Consider the following 23444-nt stretch of genomic DNA (forward strand, 5'->3'; position numbering starts at 1 on the left):
GCTGCCCGGGGGCTCAGTTGCGGATCCACCAGCAGCCGAAATGCCGGGTCAGCCCGAAGACGGTGCTGGTGGGGGTCACGCCATCGGTGAGCGTCTGCACCACCTTGATCCCGACCGGCCTGGCCGCTGTCACCGGCACGACCGGCGCGGGAGGCAGCGTGGTCGGCGGGGGCGTGGGACGGCCAGGTGCCGCGACCGCGGCGGCATGGTGGACTGCCGGCTCGGGCTCTGGCGAGTCGGCGTAGCGCCGGGCAAGTGTCTCCACGTAGGATTGATCCTCCTCGGCCGGCTCCGGCGATCGGCCCGTGCTCGCCGCATCGGCGGCGGGACGGCGCGGCATCGGTTGCTGGGTGGGGGGTGGTTCGGGCGGCGTGGGCATCATCGCCACGATATCCACCAGCGGGCGGCTGACCATGCGGTCCAGGCGCTCGATGGTCGCATAGGCGCTGCCCGAGGACATGCCGGCCCAGTGGTAGACGCTGGCCAGTCGATTGGGGTCGCCGGCATCGAAGGCCATCGACATCTCGAACATCAGGTCCTGTACCGAGCCCATGCAGCGCATCCTGCTGGCGTGGCGGGCGCCGTGCGTGCCCGCGTCGGGCAGGCTCGCGGTGGCGCCCAGCGAGGCGCAGGCGCGATCGGTGAAGATCGAGGTGCCGTCGGGGGCGTTGCAGCGATGCACCTGCGCTCCCGCCGTTCGCGGCCAGGCGGCGACCAGCAGGACGCTGGCCAGCAGCGCGGCGAGGGCTCGCGTGTTCGTCCAGGCGGCGGTGGGGTTGGGGCGGGGAGGGGGCACCCGTGCAGGTTACCGCCGCCCGCGGGGGGCGGACAGTGAAGGCGGCACGCCCCGTTCAGGGGCGCGCCAGTCGCCTTCAGGACAGGCGCTCGATCACGCTCAGCGACGGCTTGGCCAGGTTGAGGGTGTAGAAATGCAGCGCCGGCGCACCCCCCGCGACCAGGCGCTGGCACAGGCCGGCGACCACGTCGGCACCGAACGCCCTGACGCTGGCGGCATCGTCGCCGTAGGCCTGCATGCGCTGCACGATCCAGCGTGGGATCTCCGCTCCGCACATCTCGGAAAAGCGCCGGATCTGGCTGAAGTTGGAGATCGGCATGACGCCCGGCACGATCGGAATGTCCACGCCATGGGCGCGCGCGTCGTCGACGAAGCGGAAGTAGGCGTCCGCGTTGTAGAAGTATTGCGTGATCGCGCCGTCCGCCCCGGCCTCGACCTTGCGCTTGAAGTGCGCGAGGTCGGCATGCGCGTCGCGCGCCTGCGGGTGGGTTTCCGGGTAGGCGGCGACCTCGACGTGGAAGTGGTCGCCATGCTCCTCGCGGATGAAGGCGACCAGGTCGGATGCGTAGCGGAAGTCGCCGGGGTGGCCCATGCCCGAAGGCAGGTCGCCCCGCAGCGCAACGATCCGGCGGCAACCCATCTGGCGGTATCGGCCGAGCAGTTCGGACAGTTCCGCGCGCGAGCCCCCGACGCAGGAGACGTGCGGCGCCGCGTCCAGTCCGTGCTTGCCGCTGAGGCGTGACACCGTCTCGGGCGTATAGCTGAGCGTGGAGCCACCTGCGCCGAAGGTGCACGACACGTACTCCGGTGCGAGCCTCCTGAGCTTTTCCGTGGTGCGGTCGAGCTGCGCGCGCTGCTCGTCGTTCTTGGGCGGATAGAACTCGAAGCTGACGGGCGTGCGGTGGGATGTGCTCATCGGGCAGGCGCTCGGGGGTTGGATGCAGCCAGTATATCGCTTCATCGCGATAGAGGTAAATGTTATGCGCGGTTGCCGAAGGGCTACCCTGTGCGACAGCCCTTCCACCCGCGATTCGCCGATGTCCATCCGCCTCACGCCCTTCGCCCGCACCCGGCTGTTCCCCCGCGAGCCACGTCCCAACACCATCCGCGACTGCAGTCCGGAGCAGTTCGAGCAGCATCTCAATGCAACGTCCCCGTTGCGCGTGCTCGAGGGTTATGCGCCCTTCTGCAAGCTGCACGTGCACCGCAACTGGACCACGACGCGCTGCCTGACGGTGCCGGTCACGGCGGCCAACCGGCACCTGCTGCGTTCGGGCTACGAGGCGCGCTCGCGCCAGGAGCTGCCGGTCCTCGTTCGCTGGTTCGAAGGCGTGGAGCCGCCGGTGGCCGACTACCTCGTGGTGATCCTTTACAGCGCCGCGCAGCTCGAGAAGGAAGGCAACCCGATCGACCGCGAGTGGGGCGTGGTGGGCTGCCTGTACACCGCTACGCCGGACGAGATCCCGATGGCGCCGATCACCATGATGCGCAACGCCCTGGGCGTGGAGGAAGGCGGCTCGGGCGTGCCGATCGACCGCGATGCCTACCGGCGCAGCGTCGCCTTCTGGGACGCCAACGCGAACTGGCGGTGAGCGGGCGCGCGCGCCGCCATCGGGATCGGCGAGCACAATGAGCGCAACCCATCCCACGGCGCTACGCCACCACCCCTCGTCATCCCAGCGAACGCTGGGGTGCGGCGGACCGATTGCGCGGCGCTGCCGCGCGGTCCGGCCGAACACCCAGCGCGTTGCGCTGGACCGGGGGGTGAGGGGACGCAGGCTGCGAACCACCGGTTCGCGCGTCCACGAACGCCCGGGCACTGGCGTCCGGGCCGGGACAGCACGGGCCTGCCAAAAGCTGGATCCCGGCGTTCACTGGAATGACGGTTTGTGGGGCCGCCGAACGGGTTTTGCCGCACCGTCGCCGCAGGGTCGCCGTAGGGTGGGTAGAGCCGAAGGCGAAACCCACCGCCGCGCAGCCGTACGCATGTCGAACGATGGGTTTTGCGTCGCGCTACCCATCCTACGGTGCTATGCGATCGCCGGGATGCGCGGCTCCCCGGAACGGAAACGGGCGCCGCGAGGCGCCCGTTCCGAGATGCCACTGGCGACGCGCGCCGGCTCAGTAGCGGTAGTGCTCGGGCTTGTACGGGCCGTCGACGGCGACGCCGATGTAGTCGGCCTGTTCCTGGCTGAGCGTGGTCAGCTTCACGCCGATCTTCTCCAGGTGCAGGCGGGCCACTTCCTCGTCGAGCTTCTTCGGCAGCAGGTACACCTTGTTCGCGTATGCGTCCTTGTTCGCCCACAGGTCGATCTGGGCGAGGGTCTGGTTGGCGAACGAGTTGCTCATCACGAAGCTCGGGTGCCCGGTCGCGCAGCCCAGGTTGACCAGGCGGCCCTCGGCCAGCAGGAAGATCGAGCGACCGTCCTTGAAGGTGAACTTGTCCACCTGCGGCTTGATGTTCGTGCGCTCCACGCCGGGCAGGGCGTACAGGGCATCGACCTGGATCTCGTTGTCGAAGTGGCCGATGTTGCAGACGATCGCCTGGTCCTTCATCGCCTGCATGTGCGCGACGGTGATGATGTCCTTGTTGCCGGTGGTGGTGACATAGATGTCGCCGCGGCCGAGGGTGTTCTCGATCGTGTTGACCTCGAAGCCCTCCATCGCCGCCTGCAGCGCGCAGATCGGGTCGATCTCGGTGACGACGACGCGGGCGCCGTAGGCGCGCAGCGAATGGGCCGAGCCCTTGCCGACGTCGCCATAGCCGCAGACCACCGCGACCTTGCCGGCCAGCATCACGTCCATCGCGCGCTTGAGGCCGTCGGCCAGCGACTCGCGGCAACCGTAGAGGTTGTCGAACTTGGACTTGGTGACCGAGTCGTTGACGTTGATCGCCGGGACCAGCAGCTTGCCGTCCTGCGCCAGCTGGTACAGGCGGTGGACGCCGGTGGTGGTCTCCTCGGACACGCCCTTCCAGCTTTCCACGACCGTGGTCCAGAAGCCCGGGCGCTCGGCCTTGACGCGCTTGAGCAGGTTCTTGATGACCTGCTCCTCGTGGCTGCCCGAGGCGCTGTCGACCCAGCTGGCGTCGCCCTTCTCCAGTTCGTAGCCCTTGTGGATCAGCAGCGTGACATCGCCGCCGTCGTCGACGACGAGCTGCGGGCCGAGGTAGCCGCCCTTGCCGTCGGGGAAGCTGAGCGCCTCGAGGGTGCAGTCCCAGTACTCTTCCAGCGTCTCGCCCTTCCAGGCGAAGACCGGGGTGCCGGTGGCGGCGATCGCGGCCGCGGCGTGGTCCTGGGTGCTGAAGATGTTGCACGAGGCCCAGCGCACGTCAGCGCCGATGTCCTTGAGCGTCTCGATCAGGACGGCGGTCTGGATGGTCATGTGCAGCGAGCCGGTCACGCGCACGCCCTTGAGCGGTGCCTCGGCTGCGTGCTTGCGGCGGATGGACATCAGGCCCGGCATCTCGTGCTCGGCGATGTCGATTTCCTTGCGGCCCCAGTCGGCCAGCGAAATGTCGGCGACCTTGTAATCGCCATCCTGGGAGAAGGTCTTCTTTACAGCGTTCATGTGGACTCCGGTTCTGTGCGCCCCGGCGGCCGTGGGCCGTCGCGGAGGCGGGGGTTCGCAGACCGGGCGCCGTTGGTGCGTGTGAAACCCTGCCGAGCCTGGCCGCCAGCGACGATCGTCCATAGGGACGGTCGCGGCGGTCGCAGCGCCCCTCGGCGGGGCAGGTGCGCATTCTACCGCGAGCGGCGCCCGCTGGCGCCCCCGTGGCGCGTCCCGTTCAGCCGTCGCAGTCGTCCAGCCACGGCGCCGGCTGGAGCGCGTTGAGGGCAATGCGCAGCGCATCGTTCCACTGGCGCTGGAGTGTCATCAGGTAGGGGTCGGTTTCCTCCAGGCGGCGCTGGATGGTCGCGCCGAGGCTGTCGCGGCGGTACACCAGCAGGTCCAGCGGTGGCCCCACCGACAGGTTGGCGCGCATGGTCGAGTCCATCGACACCAGCGCGCACTTGCTGGCCTCGTGCAGGGAAGTGCCCGGTACGATCACGCGGTCGATGATCGGCTTGCCGAAGCGTGTCTCGCCGGTCTGGAAGTACGGCGTCTCGGGCGTGCTTTCGATGAAATTGCCTTCCGAGTACACCAGGAACAGGCGCGGCGCCTCGCCGGCGATCTGGCCGCCGACGATGAAGCTGCCGGTGGGGTCGATGTCGCGGGCGCGCAGGTAGGCTTCGTCGCGGGCGCGCACTTCGCGCATGCAGTCGCCGACGAGCTGCGCGACGTCGACCATCGAGCGCGCGTTGTGCAGGCCGGGTCGATCGGGCTCGTGGCGGGCGCGCTGGTCGAGCAGGTTGAGCACGTTCTGGGTCAGCGACAGGTTCCCGGCCGACAGCGTCACCAGCAAGCGTTCGCCATCGGCGCCGAAGGTGCGCATCTTCCCGGCGCTGCGCAGGTCGTCGACCCCGGCATTGGTCCGCGCGTCGGACAGGAACACCAGGCCGGCGTCGAGGTTCATTCCGATGCAGTAGGTCATGGGCGGCGGGCCTCGTGGCGGCAGGTCGCGGGATGGCCATTGTGCCGGGAGGGCCGGAGGGGGCAAGCGCGCGTCACTGGCGCACCGCCGATTGGGCCTGCGACGCGTTCCGCGACCTGTCAGCCACCGGCGCGCCCTCGTCATCGGCGGACATGAACTCGCGGTGGATCTCGTCGCCAAGGCGGGCAAGCCGTTCCATCGCGTCGTGCAGCCATGCCTCCAGCCCGCTGTCGACGATCTCGTCGAGCCGCGCGTACTGCACCTGCGCGGCAAGCGAGCCTGCCTGGCGCACGACTTCCAGGCCATCGTGCGCCGCCAGCGCCTGCAGGACCTCGTGAAGGCGCGCGACGCAGGTGCGCAACGAGCGCGGATTGCCGCCGTTGAGCAGCATCAGCTCGGTGACCGTGACCGGGTTGACCGAGTCCCGGTAGAGGCGGCGATACGTCTCGAAGGCGGACAGCGATTGCAGCAGGGCGCTCCACTGGAAGTACTCCACCGCGTCGCGGACCTCGCGGTTCTCGGCCAGGTCGGCATCGCTGCCGACCACGTCGAGCATCCGTATCGCCCAGTCGGCGCGCTCGATGAAGGTGCCCAGGCGCAGGAAGTGGTAGCCCTCGTCACGGCCGAGGGTGCCGATCATCACCCCGCGGAACGAAGCCGAACAGTTCTTGATCCATTCGAGCACGCCGCTGATGCCCTCGTTCCGGATCCGCGTGGCATCGATCCCGCGCATCTCCAGCCAGGTCGCGTTGAGGTCTTCGTACATCTCGGCGGTGATCGCCACGCGCTGGGCCCGCGCGTTCTCGCGTGCGGCATGGAAGGCGTGGTGCACCGAAGACGGGTTGTCCGGCGAGAGGAGCAGGAAATCGACCACCGTGTCGCCGTCGACGCGGTCGTGGCAGGCGTCGAAGCGCTCGACCACGCCCAGCGCTTCCAGCGCGCGGCGCCAGGGCGCGGCATGCGCCTTGCCGCGGTCGAGGCGCTCGGGCAGCATCGCGATCCGCTGGGTCACGTCGAGCAGGCGGGCGGTGTTCTCGGCGCGCTCCATGTGGCGCGCCACCCAGTACAGGTCGTTGGCGGTCCGGCACAGCATCAGCGGGCTCCTCCTGGCAGCGGCGCGTCGGTGTCGAGCACCCAGGTGTCCTTGGTGCCACCGCCCTGGGAGGAGTTCACCACCAGCGAGCCCTCGCGCAGGGCCACCCGGGTCAGTCCGCCCGGCATGACGTGGATCTTCTCGCCCGAGAGGATGTACGGGCGCAGGTCGATGTGTCGCGGCGCCAGTCCACTTTCCACGAAAGTAGGGCACGTGGACAGCGACAGCGTGGGCTGGCCGATGTAATTGTCCGGATCGTCGAGGATGCGCTGGCGGAAGGCCTCGATTTCCGCGCGGGTGGCGGCCGGGCCGACCAGCATGCCGTAACCGCCGGCGCCGTGGACTTCCTTGACCACCAGGTCGGCGAGGTTGTCGAGCACGTACTGGCGCTCGTCGGGGTGGCGAAGCTGGTAGGTCGGCACGTTGTGCAGGATCGGCTCCTCGCTGAGGTAGAAGCGGATCATGTCCGGGACGAAGGGGTAGATTGACTTGTCGTCGCCCACCCCGGTGCCGGGTGCGTTGGCCAGCGTGACATGACCCGCGCGGTAGGCATTGAACAGGCCCGGCACGCCGAGCATCGACTCCTGCCGGAACACGGTCGGGTCGAGATAGTCGTCGTTGATGCGGCGGTAGATCACGTGCACGCGCTGGGGGCCGCGGGTGGTGCGCATGTAGACCATGTCGTCGCGCACGAACAGGTCGGCCCCTTCCACCAGTTCCACGCCCATCTGCTGGGCGAGGAAGGCGTGCTCGAAGTACGCGGAATTGGCCGCGCCCGGCGTCAGGACGGCGACGATGGGGCTGTCCACCGCGGGTGGCGCCGCCTGGCGCAGGATCTCGAGCAGGGCATCGGGATAGCGCTCCACTGGCGCGATCTGCTGGCGGGCGAAGAGTTCGGGGATCAGGCGCGCCATCATCCGCCGGTTCTCCAGCATGTAGGAGACGCCCGAGGGCACGCGCAGGTTGTCCTCGAGCACGTAGTACTCTCCATCGCCGGCGCGCACCAGGTCGATCCCCGAGACGTGCGAATAGATCCCACCGGGCACCGCCAGGCCCTGCATCTCGTTCCGGTACTCGCTGTTGCCCAGCACCATGTGCGCCGGCACGCGCCCTTCCTTGAGGATCCTCTGGGCGCCGTAGACGTCGCCCAGGAACAGGTTGAGCGCGTGCACGCGCTGGCGCAGGCCGGCTTCGAGCATGCGCCATTCCGACGCGGGCAGGATGCGCGGCACGATGTCGAACGGAATCAGGCGTTCGTTGCCGGACTCTTCGCCGTAGACCGAGAACGTGATGCCGACGCGGGTGAAGGAGATCTCCGCCTCGCGACGCTTGCCGGCGATGAGGGCGTCGGGGGTGTCGCGCACCCAATCGTCGAAGGCGCGGTAATGCGGCCGGACCTGTCCGGACGCATCGTGCATTTCGTCGAACCTGTCGGGCATGGGCATGCTCCATCGCGAAGGAAGGGAGTGCCATACCTCCGGGCGTGCCCATGGGGCGGTGCCGGCGCGGTCGAGCGTCGCGCTGCGGCGGGAGGATGAAGGGCGCAAGGATTCTCGTGCAAATGCGCGACCCACGGGGCCGTGCCAACGACGCGCCCTACGGCAGGGCCATCAAACACCACCGGGCGGCAAGGGAACATGAAAACGGGCCGCAAGCGGCCCGTTCCAGGAAGCGACGCCCGCGCGGGGCACTGTCGCGCTTACTTGAGTTTCGCGGCCTTGCGCAGTTCCTCGGCCTTGTCGGTCTTTTCCCAGGAAAAGGCCGTGGCGACCTGCGTGTTGCCGGCGCCATCGACGTAACTGACGTCCTTGGGCTTGCGGCCGAAGTGGCCGTAGGCTGCAGTGTCCTGGTAGATCGGATGGATCAGGTCGAGCATCTTGACGATGCCGTAGGGGCGCAGGTCGAAGTGCTTGCGGATCAGCTTCTCGATCTTGTCGTCGCTGATGCGGCCGGTGCCGAAGGTGGTGACCGAGATCGAGGTCGGCTCGGCGACGCCGATGGCGTAGCTCACCTGCACCTCGCACTTGTCGGCCAGGCCGGCGGCGACCACGTTCTTGGCGACGTAGCGGGCGGCGTAGGCCGCCGAACGGTCGACCTTGGACGGATCCTTGCCCGAGAACGCACCGCCGCCGTGGCGGGCCATGCCGCCGTAGGTGTCGACGATGATCTTGCGGCCGGTCAGGCCGCAGTCGCCCACGGGCCCGCCGATCACGAAGATGCCGGTCGGGTTGATGTGCACCTTGTTCTTCGGCAGTGCGTCGAGCCACTTCTTCGGTAGCACCGGCTTGAGGATGTGTTCGCGCACGGCCTCGACCAGGTCCTTCTGCTTGATGCCCGGGTCGTGCTGGGTCGACAGCACGACGGCATCGAGCCCGACGATCTGGTTGGCATTGTCGTAGCGCAGGGTGACCTGGCTCTTGGCGTCCGGGCGCAACCACGGCAGCGGCGAGTTGCGCTTCTTGCGCACCTTGGCCTGCTGCTCGACGAGGCGATGGCTGTAGTAGATCGGCGCCGGCATGAACTCCGGCGCCTCGTTGCAGGCGTAACCGAACATCAGGCCCTGGTCGCCGGCACCCTGTTCTTCGGGCTTCTTCTGCTTCTTCGCGCTGCCGTCGACGCCCGCGGCGATGTCCGGCGACTGCTTGCCGAGCATGTTGATGATCGCGCAGGTGTGGCCGTCGAAGCCCACGCCGGAGTTGTCGTAACCGATCTGGTTGATGACGTTGCGGGTCAGCTCCTCGATGTCCACCCACGCGGTCGTGGTGACTTCGCCGGCGACGATCGCCGCGCCGGTCTTCACCAGCGTCTCGCAGGCCACGCGGGCACGCTTGTCCTGCGCGAGGATCGCGTCGAGGACGGCGTCGGAAATCTGGTCGGCGATCTTGTCCGGATGGCCCTCGGACACGGATTCGGAGGTGAACAGGTAGCTGGACATCGAGGCTATATCCTTCAATTCGGATAAAGGGATGGCGAAATGATACAGGTTGCCGCCCGGACGTGCATTGTGCCTCTTCCGACCGTTTCCTGCGGGTTAAGCGATGCGCCGGGGGTGCAGCCTGCCCGGACCCATGTCACGGAGCTGTCGTCGCGGCGACACACGTGCGTCGCGCGGCGCGCCCAAGCTGCCGCCGACGACCGCAGGGTCGCCCGTGGTGCGAACGGATGGGCCGGATCGAAGAGCGTTTGCAAGAACGTTTCCCGCAGTGGTTCAGCGGCCGCAGGTCGCGGCTGTCGCGGCCCCTGCTCAGGACCCTGGGCCGGTGGTCGCGACTGGACGAGGCGGAGCGCTTCGTCGAGGCGAACCGCCACCTGCGGGGCTTCGACTTCGTCACCGCGGCGCTGGATTTCCTCCAGGCGCACTATGTCGTCGACCCGGCCGAGCGCGACCGGATCCCGCCGCGAGGCCGCCTCCTGGTCATCGCCAACCATCCTTCCGGGGCGCTCGACGCGCTGGCCCTGCTCGACCTCGTCGGCAGCGTGCGCCGGGACGTGCGCATCGTCGCCAACGAGCTGCTGTCCATGGTCGAAGGCCTGGACGGGTTGCTGCTGCCGGTCCGGGTGATCGGTGGCGCCGCGGGGGTCGACAGCCTGCGTGCCGTGGAGGCCGCGCTGGAACGGGAACAGTGCGTGATCGTGTTCCCCGCGGGCGAGGTCGCCCGCCTGGGGCTGCGGGGCGTCTCCGACGGCCGCTGGCGTCGTGGCTTCCTGCGCTTCGCCCGGCGCAGCGGCGCGCCGGTACTGCCGATCCGCGTGCAGGCCCGCAACTCGGCGCTCTTCTATGGCGCCTCGGCGGTGTTCAAGCCGATGGGCACCATGCTGCTGGCGCGGGAGATGTTCGTCCGGCGGCGGCGCCGCGTGACTTTGCGCATCGGTCGCCTGCTCCACCTGCCGGCGGATGCAGAGCCGACCGCGCTGCTGCGACGCGTCCGCCGCGAGCTGCACGCCATCGGCACACGGCGGGTGTCGCCGACCCGGGCGCCCGACGATGCAACGGTGCCACTGGTGCCGCCCGTCGATGCGGACGTGGTCGCGCGCGGCGTGGCAGGCCTGGCGCTGCTGGGCGCCACTGCCGACGGCAAGCAGATCCGGGTCGGTCGGCTCGCGACGGGTTCGCCGCTGCTGCGCGAGATCGGGCGCCTGCGCGAACTGACGTTCCGTCGCGTCGGCGAAGGGACGGGGTCGGCACTGGACCTGGACGAGTACGACGGCTGGTACGAGCACATCGTGCTGTGGGATGCCCCGGCACGAAAGGTGGCTGGCGCCTATCGGGTCGCGCGCGGCGCGGACCTGTTGCCCTCCCGGGGCCTCGCGGGCCTGTACACCGCATCCCTGTTCCGCTATGCCGATGCCACGCTGCCGCGGCTGCTGGAGGGCATGGAGCTGGGGCGGAGCTTCGTCGCGCCGGAGTACTGGGGCAGCCGCAGCATCGACTACCTGTGGCAGGGGATCGGCGCCTACCTCGTGGCCCATCCCGGGGTGCGTTACCTGTATGGGCCGGTGTCGATCAGTGCCGCGCTGCCGGTCGACGCGCGCGAGCAGATCGTCGCGTACTACAGCCGCTTCTACGGGGGCGCCGAGGGCCACGCCGTTTCCAATCGGCCCTTCCGCTATCGCGCCGCGCCGCCGGGCTTCGACGAGGCCCTCGACGCGGGCATGGCCTTCGCGGTCCTGCGCGACAACCTCGAGGCGATGGGGGCGGCGTTGCCCATGCTCTACAAGCAGTACACCGAGCTGTGCGAGCCCGGTGGCGCGCGCTTCCTCGCGTTCGGCGTGGACCCGGGCTTCTGCGACGCGGTGGACGGCCTGATCGAGGTCGACATGCACCGGCTGCGGCCGCGGAAACGTGCGCGCTACCTGCAGGTGCGCTGCGCCGGACCCGCGATCGATACCCTCACTACGCATGGAGCCTGCCCATGAAGATGCCACCCGTGCACGGCAATCCCGTGACTCGACTGCCCACCCGGCGCCGCGCGGTCTTCATCTCCGACGTCCACCTGGGGTCCAAGCATTGCCACGCCGCCGAGCTGGCGGATTTCCTGGGCGGCCTGCGTTGCGAGCGCCTCTATCTGGTCGGCGACATCGTCGACCTGTGGTGGATGGCACAGCGCCGGGCGGTGTGGAAGACGCACCAGCAACGCGTGGTGGAAGCCCTGCATGCCCTGGCCCGCGCCGGCACCGAACTGGTGTACGTGCCCGGCAACCATGATCGTCCGGCCCGCCGCTTCTGCGGCCTGGCTCTGCCGCGCATGCAGGTCAGGCGGCGCACCGTCCACGTCACCGCGGACGGGCGGCGCCTGCTCGTCACCCATGGGGACGACTACGACGACGCCACCCAGTTCGGTGGCCTGCAGGAGCGGCTCGGCGACTGGCTCTACTACCGCATCCTGACCGGCAACCAGTGGCTCAATCGCGCGCGCCGGCACATGGGCCTGCGCTACTGGTCGATGTCGGAATTCCTCAAGCGCCGAAGCGGCGCGGCCGAGCGCTACATCGCGCGCTTCGTCGGCGCGGGGCTGGCCGATGCGCGCCGTCGTGGCCTCGACGGCATCGTGTGCGGCCATATCCACCGGGCGGCGCTTTTCGTGCGCGACGGACGCATCTACGCCAACGACGGCGACTGGGTGGAAAGCCTCACCGCCCTGTGCGAGGACCCCGATGGCAGCCTGCGGCTGCTGTCGCATACCGGAGAGACGCTGGCCCTGCTACCCGCCCTCGCCAACACCACGCCGTCGCCGGTGGCGTGGCCGAGCGCCGCCTGAGGACGCAGGGGCAGGACCTCCGGGAGGGGACCGGGCGGCGGGGGACCGGTAGCATGCGCGGATGGATTCCCTGACCCAGATCGTCCTCGGCGGCGCGATCGCAGCCGCCATCGCGCCGCGCGGGCACCGGCGCGCGGCCCTGCTCGCGGGGGCCGCGCTGGGCACCTTGCCGGACCTGGACGTGCTGCCCATCCACCTGCTGACCGACGACCCGGTACGGCGGATGACCTGGCACCGGAGCGTGAGCCACTCGCTGCTGGTGCTGCCCTTCCTGGCCTGGGCGATCTGGGCCTGGTGCAAGGGTCGCGGGCAGCGCGTCGCGCAATCGCCGCGGCGCTGGTTCTGGGCGATCCAGCTGGCCTTGTGCACGCACCCGCTGCTCGATGCGTTCACCGTCTACGGCACGCAGTTGTGGTGGCCCTTGCCGACGCGACCGGTGATGTGGTCGAGCGTCTTCATCATCGATCCGCTCTACACGATCTGGTTGCTGGTGGCCTGCGCGGTGGCATGGTTCGCACGCGAGCGACCCCTCGCGCAGCACGCTCTGGCCGTAGGACTGACCATCAGCTCGCTTTACCTCGGGGCGTCGTTGCTGGCCAAGTCCAGCGTGGATCGGGTCGCGCGCGAGACGCTGGCCGCGCGTGGACTGGACGACGCGCCGCGTTTCTCGGTGCCCATGCCATTCAACATCCTGTTGTGGCGGGTCGTGGCGATGACGCCGGAAGGGTTCCTGGAGGGCGAGCGCTCGCTCGCCGCCGACACCGGGCCGATGACCTTCCGCGCCTATCCATCCGATGCGCGCGCCTTCGCCCAGGTCGCCGACTATCCCAGCGTCAGCCGGCTGGGCTGGTTCAACCACGGCTTCATGAAAGCCGAGCAGCGCGATGGCCAGCTCGTGCTGTCCGACCTGCGCATGGGCGCCGAGCCCGACTTCAGCTTCCGCTTCGCGGTGGCCGAGGCGCAGGAAGGCGGATGGCGCGAGATTCCGCCTGCGCAGCTTGAGTGGCCCTGGGACGCCAGTCGCCGGCTGGGCGACATGTGGCGCCGCATATGGCAGGCACCGGAGGATTCGCCGGACGACGAACGGATCGTGGACCGCGAGGGCGCGGCGCCGCCTCGCGCGGCGCCTGCCCTGGAGCGCTGAGCGCGCCTCGATGACTACAGCGTGCGGTCCGCGTGCGGGTCTGCAGGCAGTTGCACCACGATCTCGCGACCCTCGGCGTCGCGAAGTGCCACCGACTCGCCGCGCATGAGGCGTTCGTGCGCGTCCTTGCCGACTGCGCGGGTGAAGCGGGCGAGTGCGCGGTCGTAGGTATAGCGGTACTCGGCGAAAGCGGTGCGGTTGCCGAGCACCATCTGCACCTTGCGCTCGCTCAGGCCGGTGACGTCGGACAGGTCGCCGACCGGATCGTTGCCGGCGAGGGCGGGCATGGCCGCGAACGAAGCGAGTACGAAAAGCGTGATCTTGCCGTTCATGGGGGTCTCCTGGGCACCGGGACGCGGCAGCGGGGGATACTGCCGATGGGGACATCCCGGCGTATCCATTGGAGCGCGGTTCCTGGCCGGGCGCATGAGCCAGACGCACCGATGACCTTTGGCTGGCACGCTTGATGCTTGGCGGGCGCGGGGCGTTCGCGGCTCAGGCAGCCGCGGTCAGGCGCGGCGGCTCGCCCGCGACCAGGGCATCGAAATACTCGGCGGTGATCCGCAACTGGTCCTGGGCATTGTCGGCCCGGTTGACCGTCGCCCGGAACAGCGCGCGTTGTTCCAGCGTGTGCTCGGGTCGGTCGCGTGCATACCAGCCCAGGTGCTTGCGCGCGATGCGCACGCCGGAGGTTTCGCCATAGAAGTCATGCAGGTGGCGCAGGTGCGAAAGCAACGTGTCGCGCACCTCGCCCAGCGAAGGCGGCGCCAGTTTCGTGCCCGTCGCCAGGTAATGCGCGATCTCGCGGAAGATCCAGGGACGCCCCTGCGCGGCGCGGCCGACGAGCAGTGCGTCGGCGCCGGTGTGCGCCAGGACGTGGGCGGCCTTCTCGGGCGAATCGATGTCGCCGTTGGCGAAGACCGGGATCGACAGTGCCGCCTTGACCTCGGCGATGGTGTCGTACTCGGCGACGCCGGTGTATTGCTGGTCGCGCGTGCGCCCATGCACGGCCAGCGCGGCAATGCCGCATTCCTCGGCGATGCGGGCGATCTGCAGGGCATTGCGCTGGTCGTGCGCCCAGCCGGTGCGGATCTTGAGCGTGACCGGCACGTCGACCGCGGCGACCACGGCCGACAGGATGCGGGCGACGCGTTCGGGTTCGCGCATGAGCGCCGAGCCCGCCCAGGCGTTGCAGACCTTCTTGGCGGGGCAGCCCATGTTGATGTCGATGATCTGCGCGCCATGTCCCACGTTGTGGCGTGCCGCCTCGGCCATCACCTCGGGTTCGGTGCCGGCGATCTGCACGCTGACCGGTTCGGGTTCGCCCTCGTGGTCCATCCGATGGCGGGACTTGGCGGTGTTCCAGAAGCGCGGGTCGGACGTGGTCATTTCCGACACGCACAGGCCCGCGCCCATGCGCTTGCACAGGATCCTGAAGGGCTTGTCGGTGACGCCGGCCATCGGCGCGAGCACGAGGCGCGGGGCGATGGCGTGCGGACCGATGCGGAACACGTCGTCGGACATCCGCGCATTGTAAGGCGCGGCGCATCCCCGGCGCCGCCGCGACGAGTCCCTGGAACCCCTCAGGCGGTCTTGTCGTTGAGCAGGGCGGAGGGCGCGTGCGTCATCACCGACTGGATGCCGTTGTCGCGCGCCGACGTGCTGCTGTACATCTGGCTGTGGCCGATGACCTGGCCGTTGCTCGCCTTCAGGTTGAAGTAGGGGCTGCCATTGGACGCGGTGAGCCGCTCGAAGAAGGCCTCGTCCTCGCTGTGCTTCTTGACCGATTCGACCCCGTTCAGGCACGCCGCCTTGGCGGAATAGCCCTCGCTGCTGAGGATGACCTGCCCGTTTCCCGCCATCAGGTTGAACTGGAATTCGCCATTGCTGCGGGTGCTGATCTCGAATTTGCCGGCCATGCGCTGTCTCCCTGAAAGTGTGACGGATGCCTCAAATACGAGGCTCGGGAGCAGGCTAGGGCATGCCTTGTTAATCGAGCGTTAAGCTTTGGGCTTCAGGCCTCGTCGGTGGCAAAGCGTGCCCGGAGCTCGCTGCGCAAGGGCATGGCGAGGGCGGCCCCCGCCTTCTCGGTCGACAGCGAGGCGAAGCGCACCGCGTCACGCAGCTGCGCCTCGAGGGCGCGGCCGGGCGCCAGGGACAGGGCCGCGGCGAGCGCCCCGTTGAAGGCGTCTCCGGCGCCGGTGGTGTCGATCGCCTCGACCCGGGGGGCCGCCACGCGCAGCCAGGCCGGATCGCCATCGGGGAGGGCCGCGTCCGGCCGCGACGCGAACACACCGGCCGCGCCGAGTGTCACGATGACGGTGCCCGCCGGGAGCAGCCGGCGGCACAGGGCGTGGAGCGATGCGTCCGGCTCCGCGGCCAGGGTGTCGGCATCGACCTCCAGCCCGCAGCAGCGCTTGAGCTGCATGCTGAACTCGGTTTCGTTGGGCGTGGCGAAATCGGTGAGTGCCCACAGTGCGTCGGGTACCCCGGCGTCGGCCGGGGCCGGATTGAGGATCGTCGCCATGCCGCGATCCCGGGCCACGGCAAACCCGGCCATCACCGCGTCCACCGGCGTCTCGAGCTGTGCCAGCACGACGCGCGCGCCCTCGAAGCGGTCGGCGACGCGACCTATGTGGGCGGCGTCCAGCCGTGCATTGGCGCCGGCGCCGATTACGATGCGGTTGCGGCCGGTCGCGTCGACCTGGATGCCGGCCGTCCCCGTGGCCTCGTCCACGCGCAGGGCCAGCATCTCGATCCCTTCGTCGGCGGCCAGCGACAAGGCCAGCTCGGCGCCGGGGTCACGGCCCAGGGCGCAGGCGAAACGGGTGCCCGCGCCCGCGCGTCGCGCCGCCACGGCCTGGTTGAATCCCTTGCCGCCCGGGCCGCTGCGGTAGCGGCCGGCGAGGGTTTCACCGGGACGCGGCAGCCGGTCGACCGTCCACACGTGGTCGACGTTGAAGGAACCGATGACGACGACGGCGGCGGGCATGGGGCGTCCTCAGGCGAAGTGCGTGAGCACGCCGGCGATGGTGGCGGTCATCAGGGTCGCGATCGAACCGCCGAGCACCGCGCGCAGGCCGAAGCGCGCGAGGTCGTGGCGCCGTTCCGGCGCGATGCCACCGATGCCGCCGATCTGGATCGCGATCGAGCTGAAATTGGCGAAGCCGCACAGTGCGTAGGTCGCGATCAGCCGGCCCTGTTCGGTGAGCACGACGCCAGGCACGTTGCCGCGGAGGATCTCGCCGAGCTGCACGTAGGCGACGAATTCATTGAGCACCACCTTCGTCCCGATCAGGCCGCCAACGGTGCTGGCGTCCTGCCAGGGCACGCCGATCGCCCAGGCCAGCGGCGAGAGCAGGTAACCGAGCAGCGAGGACAGGTCGGTCGGCCGCCCGAGCACGTCCTGCAGGCCGGTGATCTCGCCGATCCAGACCAGCGGCGCGTTGAGCAGTGCGATCAGCGCGATGAAGGCCAGCAGCATGGCGCCGACGTTCAGCGCCAGCTTGAGGCCATCGGCGGCACCCGCCGCGGCGGCGTCGATCACGTTGGTGGTGGTCTTCTCCACGTCCATGCGCACGGTGCCGAGTGTCAGCGGGGTCGCGGTCTCGGGCACCAGGATCTTGGCGATCAGCAGGGTCGCCGGCGCGGCCATGATGCTGGCGGTGATCAGGTGCTTGGCGTAGAACGCCTGCTGCGCGGGGTCGCCGCCGCCCAGGAGCATGACGTAGGCGCCGAGCACGCCGCCGGCGATGGTCGCCATGCCGCCGACCATCAGGGTCAGCAGCTCGGACTCGGTCATCTTCGAGATGTAGGGCTTCACCACCAGCGGCGACTCGGTCTGGCCGATGAAGGCATTGGCGCACACCGACAGGGTCTCGGCGCCCGACACGGGCATCAGCTTGGTGATCACCCAGGCCATGCCCTGGACGACTTTCTGCATCACCCCGAGGTGGTACAGAACGCTCATGAAGCTGGCGAAGAAGATGATCGTCGGCAACACCTGGAAGGCGAACACGAAACCGAACTTCTCCGGGTCGGTGAAATCGCCGAATATGAAGCGCGCGCCCTCGGTGGTGAATCCCAGCAGGTTGACGAAGCCGCGCGAGAGCATGTCGAACACGCTCGCCCCCCAGGGGGTGAGCAGCACGAAGCCGGCGATCAGCAGTTGCATGGCCAGGCCGATGCCGACCAGGCGCCAGTTGATCGCCTTCCGGTTGTTGGAAAAGCACCAGGCGATGGCGAGCAGAACGACGAGGCCGAACAGGCCGAACCCGATCCGGGTGATGAATTCCACGTAGTGACCCCTGCGGCCGCGATGGCGCGATGGACAAGCCGCCAGCCTAGTGCAGGGCCGCGAGAACGGGCAAGCGCGTACCTTCCGGGGCGGCGCGTCAGGCCTCCCGGGCCACGACGCGGTCGCGCCCGGTCTGCTTGGCGCCCTGCAGGCGCTGGTCCGCGCGGCGGAGCAGGGCCGAGAGGTTGCGACCGTCGTGCGGGTAACTGGCCAGTCCCGCGCTGAAGCTCAGGCGGACGGCATCGGCGCCACGCTCGGGCTGGTAGGGGCGGTCGGCGAGGATCCGGCGGATCGCGTCGACCCGCTCCCATGCCGTGCCGACCGGCTTGCGCAGCACCAGCACGAACTCGTCGCCGCGCACGCGCGCGAGCCATTCGCCAGCGTCGATCATCTCGTTGAGCATCGCCACCACGTGGCGCAGGGCGCGGTCGGCCTCGGCGTGGCCGATCTCGTCGTTCAGGCGCCGGAACCGGTCCAGGTTGATCAAGGCCAGGGTCAGGCTGCTGCCGTCGTCGTCGGAAGCCTCGAACAGGCGCGGCATGCGGTGGATCAGCCAGGTCCGGTTAGGCAGGCCGGTCAGTCCGTCCGTGCCCGACATCTGCACCAGCTGCTGCATGCGGTAGACGATCATCGCCGTGACCAGGGTGACGATGACCAGCAAAAGAAGGCGCTGCACCTGGCTGCCCACCGTGACCGTGCCGTAGTCGATGGAGATCAGCTGCTCGGGGGAGTCCGCCACCAGCAGGATGCATGCATACAGCGCACCGTACTGGACCAGCGCCAGCAGGCCCGCCATCAGGGTGACGCGGCCATCGTTGCGCAGGCCGGTGAGCAGGATCGCGAGGATGTAGCCGCACCACACGATCAGGCTGTTGAGGCCGGCCGGCAGGTGCTGGCTGGCGAGCATGGCCAGCACCAGGGTGGCGATGCTGACGTCGAAGGCGGTGGTCACGAACGGCAGCCAGCGGAAGCGGCGCCGGCGACGCGCCAGCGCCAGCCAGACCTGGGCGAAGACGTTGACGATCACCGCGCCCGCCAGGCCGATCAGATTCTCGTCGATGCGGCCGCCGCCGAGCATGTTGGCCAGCGGGAGCAACAGCAGCAGCACCGCGATCACCGCGCGCAGCCGGGCCACCATGAGCTCGCCGCTGGCGCCGATCTCGAGCATGATCTCGTCGGGCCGCGTCAGCAACGTCGAGATGACGGCCTTCAGTCCATGGTCGGTCGCTGCCAGCATTGGGGGGTCCCCGTCACGATGGCGGCAGGATAGCCGGTGTCGCCGTCAGCCGCCCAATGCACGCCAGAAGGCCCAGGCCGAGAGCGCCAGGAACACCGCCGCCGCCGCCAGCCGGGCGGTCTTCAGCGGCAGGCGGGAGGAGAAGCGGCTGCCCAGCGCCACCACCGGCACGTTCGCCAGCAGCATGCCCAGCGTCGTGCCCAGCACGACTTCCCAGAGCGGCGAGTACTTCGCGGCGATCAACACGGTGGCGACCTGGGTCTTGTCGCCCATCTCGGCCAGGAAGAAGGCGAAGAGGGTGGCGATGAAGGCGCCCCGCGCCGGCAGCGACTCGTCCTCGTCGAGGGTGTCGGGCTTGAGCGTCCACAAGGCCACGGCCAGGAAGCTGAAAGCGACGATCCACTGCAGCACGTGGGGTGACAGCCAACTGGAGGCCAGGCTGCCGAGCCAGCCGGCCAGCGCGTGGTTGAGGAGCGTCGCGACGAGGATGCCGGCGACGATCGGCCACGGCTTGCGGAAACGCGCCGCCAGCATCAGGGCGAGCAACTGGGTCTTGTCGCCGATCTCGGCGAGCGCCACCGTGCCGGTGGAGATCAGGGTGGTGGAAAAGGGCAGGGCATCCATATCGGGTCCAGGGTCTCGACGTGGGCCGGGCTTTCGCAGGACGCGAAGGCGGACGCCGCACGGCCCGGCCCGGGTACGCGCAACGCCTGCCTTCGGTCTTGCCCGGTCGTTTCCTGGACGGATGTCGACTGCGCGCGCCATGGCCTGCCGGCCAAGTGTGTTGACGTCGCGCCCCGGCCCGCGCTGGGCGGCCGGTGGGCTACTCCCCGGAGGAAGAGTGGGCGGATTGTACCGGCTTGGCGCCGCCGTGGGTACCGATACACTGAAGGCTTCCCAACGTTGGAGCCCGCCATGCAATACCGTCGCCTCGGTTCGTCCGGCCTGCAGTTGTCGGCCCTGTCGTTCGGTGCCTGGATCACCTTCGGCGCGCAGATCGGCCGTTCGCAGGCGCGCGACCTCATCGCCTGCGCGTGGGACAACGGCGTCAACTTCTTCGACAACGCCGAGGTCTATGCCAAGGGCGAGGCGGAGCGGGTGATGGGCGACGTGATCGCCGACCTTCGGCTGCCCCGCGACGGCTTCTGCATCTCGAGCAAGGTCTTCTTCGGCAGTGCCCGGGACCCCGCGCCCACCCAGCGCGGGCTCTCGCGCAAGCACGTGACCGACGCCTGCCACGACGCCCTCAAGCGGCTGCGGGTGGACTACCTGGACCTGTATTACTGCCATCGCGCCGATCCCGATACGCCGATCGGCGAGACCGTGCTGGCCATGGATGCACTCATCCGCCAGGGCAAGGTGCTGTACTGGGGGACGTCGGAATGGGCTGCGTCCGAGCTGCGCGAGGCCTGCAAGTTCGCCCGCGCCAACGGCCTGCATCCGCCGACCATGGAGCAGCCGCAGTACAACCTGCTCCACCGCGAGCGGGTGGAACTGGAATACGCGCCCCTCTACGGCGAGTACGGGCTGGGCACGACGATCTGGTCGCCCCTGGCCTCCGGCGTGCTGACCGGCAAGTACAACGACGGCATCCCGGGCGACTCCAGGCTGGCGCAGGAGGACGCGGCCTGGTTGCAGGACAACATCCGCGGCGAAGCCGGTGCCGAACGGCTGGCGCGGGCCCGGCGTTTCACCGCGGTCGCCGCCGAACTGGGCGTCGACCCCGCGCCGCTGGCGATTGCCTGGTGCCTGCGCAACCCGCACGTGTCCAGCGTGATCCTGGGCGCCAGCCGGACCGCCCAGCTCGAGCAGAACCTCAAGGCGCTGGAGGTACTCGAACAGGTCGACGAGCGCGGCTGGCAGCAGGTCAAGGCCGCGACGTCCTGAGGGCCGGGGGCAGGGCCGTGGCGCTTGCCCCCTCGGCTTGACTCAAAAATGCGAATGATTATCATCATCATCTCATTCACAACGAGTCACGGCCATGCCCATGCGTCATTCGATCGCTGCTTCGTCCGTTGCCGTCCAGTTTCCGCCGCGCGCCGTCGAGCGCAGGGCGTCGCTCAAGCCCGGGGCAGTGGGGATGCCGGCCGCGCCGGTCCCGCGCGGTGCGCTGCTCGACAGTGACGCCCTGCTGCGTGGCGGGCGCGAGGTGCTGATCCAGCATGGCGGCGAGGTCTACCGCCTGCGCCATACCCGCAACGACAAGCTGATCCTGACCAAGTAGCACGATGCTGCCCTCGGCCTCGCCCGGCGGCTTTCCCCCGGAAAGCCCTCTCTCCCCCGCCGGGTGGGGCACGCCACGGACGGCCTGCCTGCCACCGCGTTCACCGGTGGCAGGCCCTTTCCTTCATCCGCCCCTCCCGGTCGCCGGCATCCATGCCGGATCGCGCCACGGGCGGCTACTTGCGACATACCCCATCGCCGGGTCCCCGTGACTTCCCGTTCGCTCCATCCGCATTGCCTGGCCATCGGACTGGCGCTTTCCGTGCACGCCCTTGCCCACGCCCCTGTCCGGACAGGCGGAGACCCTGTCGTCCGGCGGCGAAGTCGGTGACGCCGGGATCGACGCGGTGTTCGAACGTCGCGCTGCTGACGCGCTGAGCGCGCCGGCGGCCGGCGATCACGCGAAGACCAGCGCCTGCGCCATGCCGGATGCCGCGGGTGCGGGCGGGGGGAGTGGTGGCGCCGGTGCCGCAGGCACCGTGGTGGAGGGCAGGGCCGGCGGCGTCGGGGGGTTCGGCGCGGACGGAGGGCGCGCATCGGGTGGGGACGGTGCGGCCGGGGGTGCCGGCGGTCGTGGCGGTGCCGGGGCGCGCGGGAGGTTGATCACCATCGGCTCCGGCACGGTGACCTGGGCGGTGGCGGCCTTGCGATCGCGCAGGTATGCCACCGGGACCCGGACACCGCTTGGCTTGCCGCGGAACGCCGCCATCGCCTCGCGTGGCGTGGCCACCGGCTTGCCGTCGACCGAGCGGATCACGTCCCCGGCCTGCAGTCCCTCCAGTTCCGGTCCGGTGCTCAGCACCAAGACGCCGGCGTCGGTGCCGAAGTAGCGTCCCAGCGTGGCATCCACCGACGCCAGGTTCAGGCCGTTCCAGCGAAAGGCTTCCATCAGCAGCGGCGAGGCGCAGGTGCCGCCGGCGCATTCGGACCGGCCCAGGTCGATGATCTCGGTGCGCACGCGCGGTGCCACCATCGGTGATGCGATGCCGGCCCGGCCGCTGCCGTCGGCGTTGCCGCGGATCAGGATCGTCTCGTGGGCGCCGGAACCGTCGGAGGCCACGACATGGGTGAAGCCGTCGGTCTCGACTTCGAGCGTGCCGTCGCCGGCCTGCTGCCAATGCACGCGGCCGCGCGGGAGTATCGTCGTGTCGTCGCCACCACGGAAAACCATGACGCGCTCGCTCACGGTCGGGGTGAGCGCCAGGCTGCGTCGCGTGCCGTCGCGTTCGTAGGCGATCGACACCGGCGTGTCGATCGAGAGGTCGGACAGCAACTCGCGCGAGCGCGCCAGGCGTGCGTCCGCACTGGCGGCGGCAACCGTCTGCCCATCGACCTCGAGCAGCCGGTCCCCGCTCCTGAGGCCGGCCCGCGCGGCTGCGCTGCCAGGCGTCACCGCGGCGATCCGCACGCCCTTGTCGGAATCGGGCGCCAGCACCACGCCGATGACCGGCGAGCGCTGGAGGCGGCGCTCGATGACCACCGGCGTCGCGGGGTCGGCGCCGCTCGCGCGCGACAGTTCGGCCACGCGGCGCGCGGCGCGATCCAGCTCGGCGCGTGCCTCGTCGAGCGCCTTGCGTGCCGCCTCGGTGTCGGCGGGCGGCGAAGTCTGGGCGTGGATTGCCCCTGCGGCCAGGCACAGGCCGCAGGCGATCCAGAGGGCACGGGAAGTCAGGGCGTTCATGGGATCCTCGTCTGGGTGGTTCGAAGTCGGTGGGCCATCAGTCGACGCGGACCAGGGTGGCGTCGTAGTCGCGTCCCTGGGCGGCCATCAGGCGCTGTGTGGTTTCCAGCCCGGCGAGGTCGCGAAGCGCGTCGACGCGCGCTTGCCACAGTTGCAGTCGCGCATCCGGCAGCAGCCCAGGTTCGGAGAGCGAGGCGTCGATGCCGCCGATCCGCGCATCGATGGCCGTGGTCATCGCCGCCGCGGTGGCGCTGGACATGCCGTCGTCGCGGGCGAGCGCCACCACGGCTTCCAGGCGCGCGGATTCCTCGTACAGGCGATCGAATGCAGGGGCGGTGGGCGTGGGGTGCGCGTCGACCGGCGCCGGCGCACGGGTGGCCATGGCCCCTGCCCGCGAGGCGCCGGCATCGCGCACCCGTCGGTGCGTTGCCGCAGGTTCGACGGCAGGCTCCGCGGCATCGGGCCGTCGGTCGGCGTTCGCGGGTTCGCCGGCAACGACCTGGCCGGGCGGGGGCGACGAGGCTTCGTGCCCCGGCCCGGGGGATCCATGCCCCCGCGCGGGCAGTGCAGCGGATGGCTTCGAGGCCATCCGCGCTGCCGGCACGGGCGTATCCAGGCGCGGCACGGCGATCCCGATCGCCAGGGCCACCGTGGCGGCGAGCGCCCAGGCAGCGACGGCA

At 69.7% G+C, this 23444-nt stretch carries 21 protein-coding genes, 1 pseudogene and 1 riboswitch; of the genes and pseudogenes, 6 read left to right on the forward strand and 16 right to left on the reverse strand.

What is annotated here, in order from left to right; genetic code table 11:
* Nucleotides 1–13: 13 nt before the first annotated feature.
* Nucleotides 14–796 (reverse strand): hypothetical protein, encoded by a 783-nt coding sequence (locus tag FKV25_RS07860; protein WP_141518238.1) that lies wholly within the window; start codon nt 794–796, stop codon nt 14–16.
* A gap of 76 nt (nt 797–872) precedes the next feature.
* The gene (metF, locus tag FKV25_RS07865) at nt 873–1712 is read right to left on the reverse strand and encodes a methylenetetrahydrofolate reductase [NAD(P)H] (protein ID WP_141518239.1); all 840 of its coding nucleotides are present in this window, start codon (nt 1710–1712) and stop codon (nt 873–875) included.
* Between the two features lie 121 nt (nt 1713–1833).
* On the opposite strand from metF, the gene FKV25_RS07870 reads away from it, so the two are divergent.
* Entirely contained in the window at nt 1834–2388 is a 555-nt protein-coding gene (locus tag FKV25_RS07870) for a DUF3228 family protein (RefSeq protein ID WP_141518240.1), read from the forward strand.
* Nucleotides 2389–2917: 529 nt separating this feature from the next.
* Here the strand turns inward: FKV25_RS07870 and ahcY are convergent.
* The 5 genes from ahcY to metK form a co-directional block, all read right to left on the reverse strand.
* Complete coding sequence (gene ahcY / locus FKV25_RS07875; RefSeq protein ID WP_141518241.1) at nt 2918–4366, reverse strand: adenosylhomocysteinase; 1449 nt, start codon at nt 4364–4366, stop codon at nt 2918–2920.
* Nucleotides 4367–4423: 57 nt separating this feature from the next.
* Nucleotides 4424–4526, reverse strand: a riboswitch (S-adenosyl-L-homocysteine riboswitch).
* Between the two features lie 57 nt (nt 4527–4583).
* The gene (locus FKV25_RS07880; RefSeq protein ID WP_141518242.1) at nt 4584–5330 is read right to left on the reverse strand and encodes a proteasome-type protease; all 747 of its coding nucleotides are present in this window, start codon (nt 5328–5330) and stop codon (nt 4584–4586) included.
* A 73-nt stretch (nt 5331–5403) separates the two neighbouring features.
* Nucleotides 5404–6423, reverse strand: coding sequence for an alpha-E domain-containing protein (locus FKV25_RS07885; protein WP_141518243.1), 1020 nt, complete (start codon nt 6421–6423; stop codon nt 5404–5406).
* Nucleotides 6423–7862 carry a circularly permuted type 2 ATP-grasp protein gene (locus tag FKV25_RS07890; protein WP_141518244.1) on the reverse strand — a complete coding sequence of 480 codons (1440 nt, stop codon included), beginning with the start codon at nt 7860–7862 and terminating at the stop codon, nt 6423–6425. Before FKV25_RS07890 ends, FKV25_RS07885 begins: the two co-directional genes overlap by 1 nt.
* 260 nt (nt 7863–8122) lie before the next feature.
* Nucleotides 8123–9358: a methionine adenosyltransferase gene (gene metK / locus FKV25_RS07895; protein WP_141518245.1), complete on the reverse strand. Its 1236-nt coding sequence runs from the start codon at nt 9356–9358 to the stop codon at nt 8123–8125.
* A gap of 227 nt (nt 9359–9585) precedes the next feature.
* Here metK and olsF point away from each other — a divergent pair, with 227 nt between their 5' ends.
* The 3 genes from olsF (at nt 9586) to FKV25_RS07910 (ending at nt 13326) form a co-directional block, all read left to right on the forward strand.
* Nucleotides 9586–11340: a bifunctional ornithine lipid synthase OlsF gene (gene olsF, locus FKV25_RS07900; RefSeq protein ID WP_170218588.1), complete on the forward strand. Its 1755-nt coding sequence runs from the start codon at nt 9586–9588 to the stop codon at nt 11338–11340.
* 2 nt (nt 11341–11342) lie between these two features.
* Nucleotides 11343–12182, forward strand: a complete 840-nt coding sequence (locus FKV25_RS07905; RefSeq protein ID WP_141518260.1) for a UDP-2,3-diacylglucosamine diphosphatase — start codon at nt 11343–11345, stop codon at nt 12180–12182.
* 61 nt (nt 12183–12243) lie between these two features.
* Complete coding sequence (locus FKV25_RS07910) at nt 12244–13326, forward strand: metal-dependent hydrolase (RefSeq protein WP_141518246.1); 1083 nt, start codon at nt 12244–12246, stop codon at nt 13324–13326.
* 14 nt (nt 13327–13340) lie between these two features.
* Here the strand turns inward: FKV25_RS07910 and FKV25_RS07915 are convergent, their stop codons facing one another.
* The 7 genes from FKV25_RS07915 to FKV25_RS07945 all read right to left on the reverse strand — a co-directional run bounded on the left by FKV25_RS07915 (nt 13341) and on the right by FKV25_RS07945 (nt 19484).
* Nucleotides 13341–13658 (reverse strand): hypothetical protein, encoded by a 318-nt coding sequence (locus FKV25_RS07915; RefSeq protein WP_141518247.1) that lies wholly within the window; start codon nt 13656–13658, stop codon nt 13341–13343.
* Between the two features lie 163 nt (nt 13659–13821).
* A complete protein-coding gene (gene dusB, locus FKV25_RS07920) occupies nt 13822–14850 on the reverse strand; it encodes a tRNA dihydrouridine synthase DusB (protein WP_141518248.1) in 1029 nt (342 codons plus the stop codon).
* Between the two features lie 59 nt (nt 14851–14909).
* Nucleotides 14910–15245, reverse strand: coding sequence for a YegP family protein (locus FKV25_RS07925; protein ID WP_141518249.1), 336 nt, complete (start codon nt 15243–15245; stop codon nt 14910–14912).
* Between the two features lie 95 nt (nt 15246–15340).
* Complete coding sequence (locus tag FKV25_RS07930; RefSeq protein ID WP_141518250.1) at nt 15341–16318, reverse strand: ribokinase; 978 nt, start codon at nt 16316–16318, stop codon at nt 15341–15343.
* A 9-nt stretch (nt 16319–16327) separates the two neighbouring features.
* The gene (locus FKV25_RS07935; protein WP_246072012.1) at nt 16328–17623 is read right to left on the reverse strand and encodes a NupC/NupG family nucleoside CNT transporter; all 1296 of its coding nucleotides are present in this window, start codon (nt 17621–17623) and stop codon (nt 16328–16330) included.
* Nucleotides 17624–17720: 97 nt separating this feature from the next.
* On the reverse strand, nt 17721–18860 hold the full coding sequence (locus tag FKV25_RS07940) for a GGDEF domain-containing protein (RefSeq protein WP_141518251.1): 1140 nt from the start codon (nt 18858–18860) through the stop codon (nt 17721–17723).
* A 45-nt stretch (nt 18861–18905) separates the two neighbouring features.
* Complete coding sequence (locus FKV25_RS07945) at nt 18906–19484, reverse strand: TMEM165/GDT1 family protein (RefSeq protein WP_141518252.1); 579 nt, start codon at nt 19482–19484, stop codon at nt 18906–18908.
* Between the two features lie 291 nt (nt 19485–19775).
* Here FKV25_RS07945 and FKV25_RS07950 point away from each other — a divergent pair, with 291 nt between their 5' ends.
* On the forward strand, nt 19776–20747 hold the full coding sequence (locus tag FKV25_RS07950) for a potassium channel beta subunit family protein (RefSeq protein WP_141518253.1): 972 nt from the start codon (nt 19776–19778) through the stop codon (nt 20745–20747).
* A gap of 193 nt (nt 20748–20940) precedes the next feature.
* Nucleotides 20941–21084, forward strand: a complete 144-nt coding sequence (gene hemP / locus FKV25_RS16475) for a hemin uptake protein HemP (RefSeq protein WP_246072014.1) — start codon at nt 20941–20943, stop codon at nt 21082–21084.
* Nucleotides 21085–21480: 396 nt separating this feature from the next.
* On the opposite strand, the gene FKV25_RS07960 is transcribed toward hemP, so the two are convergent.
* Together FKV25_RS07960 and FKV25_RS16360 are read right to left on the reverse strand one after the other, a co-directional pair.
* Entirely contained in the window at nt 21481–22764 is a 1284-nt protein-coding gene (locus tag FKV25_RS07960) for a PDZ domain-containing protein (protein WP_141518254.1), read from the reverse strand.
* Between the two features lie 37 nt (nt 22765–22801).
* Nucleotides 22802–23444 (reverse strand): annotated as a pseudogene (locus FKV25_RS16360) (hypothetical protein); the annotation flags it as partial.

Source organism: Marilutibacter aestuarii (assembly GCF_006546775.1).
Taxonomy (GTDB): Bacteria; Pseudomonadota; Gammaproteobacteria; order Xanthomonadales; family Xanthomonadaceae; genus Marilutibacter; species Marilutibacter aestuarii.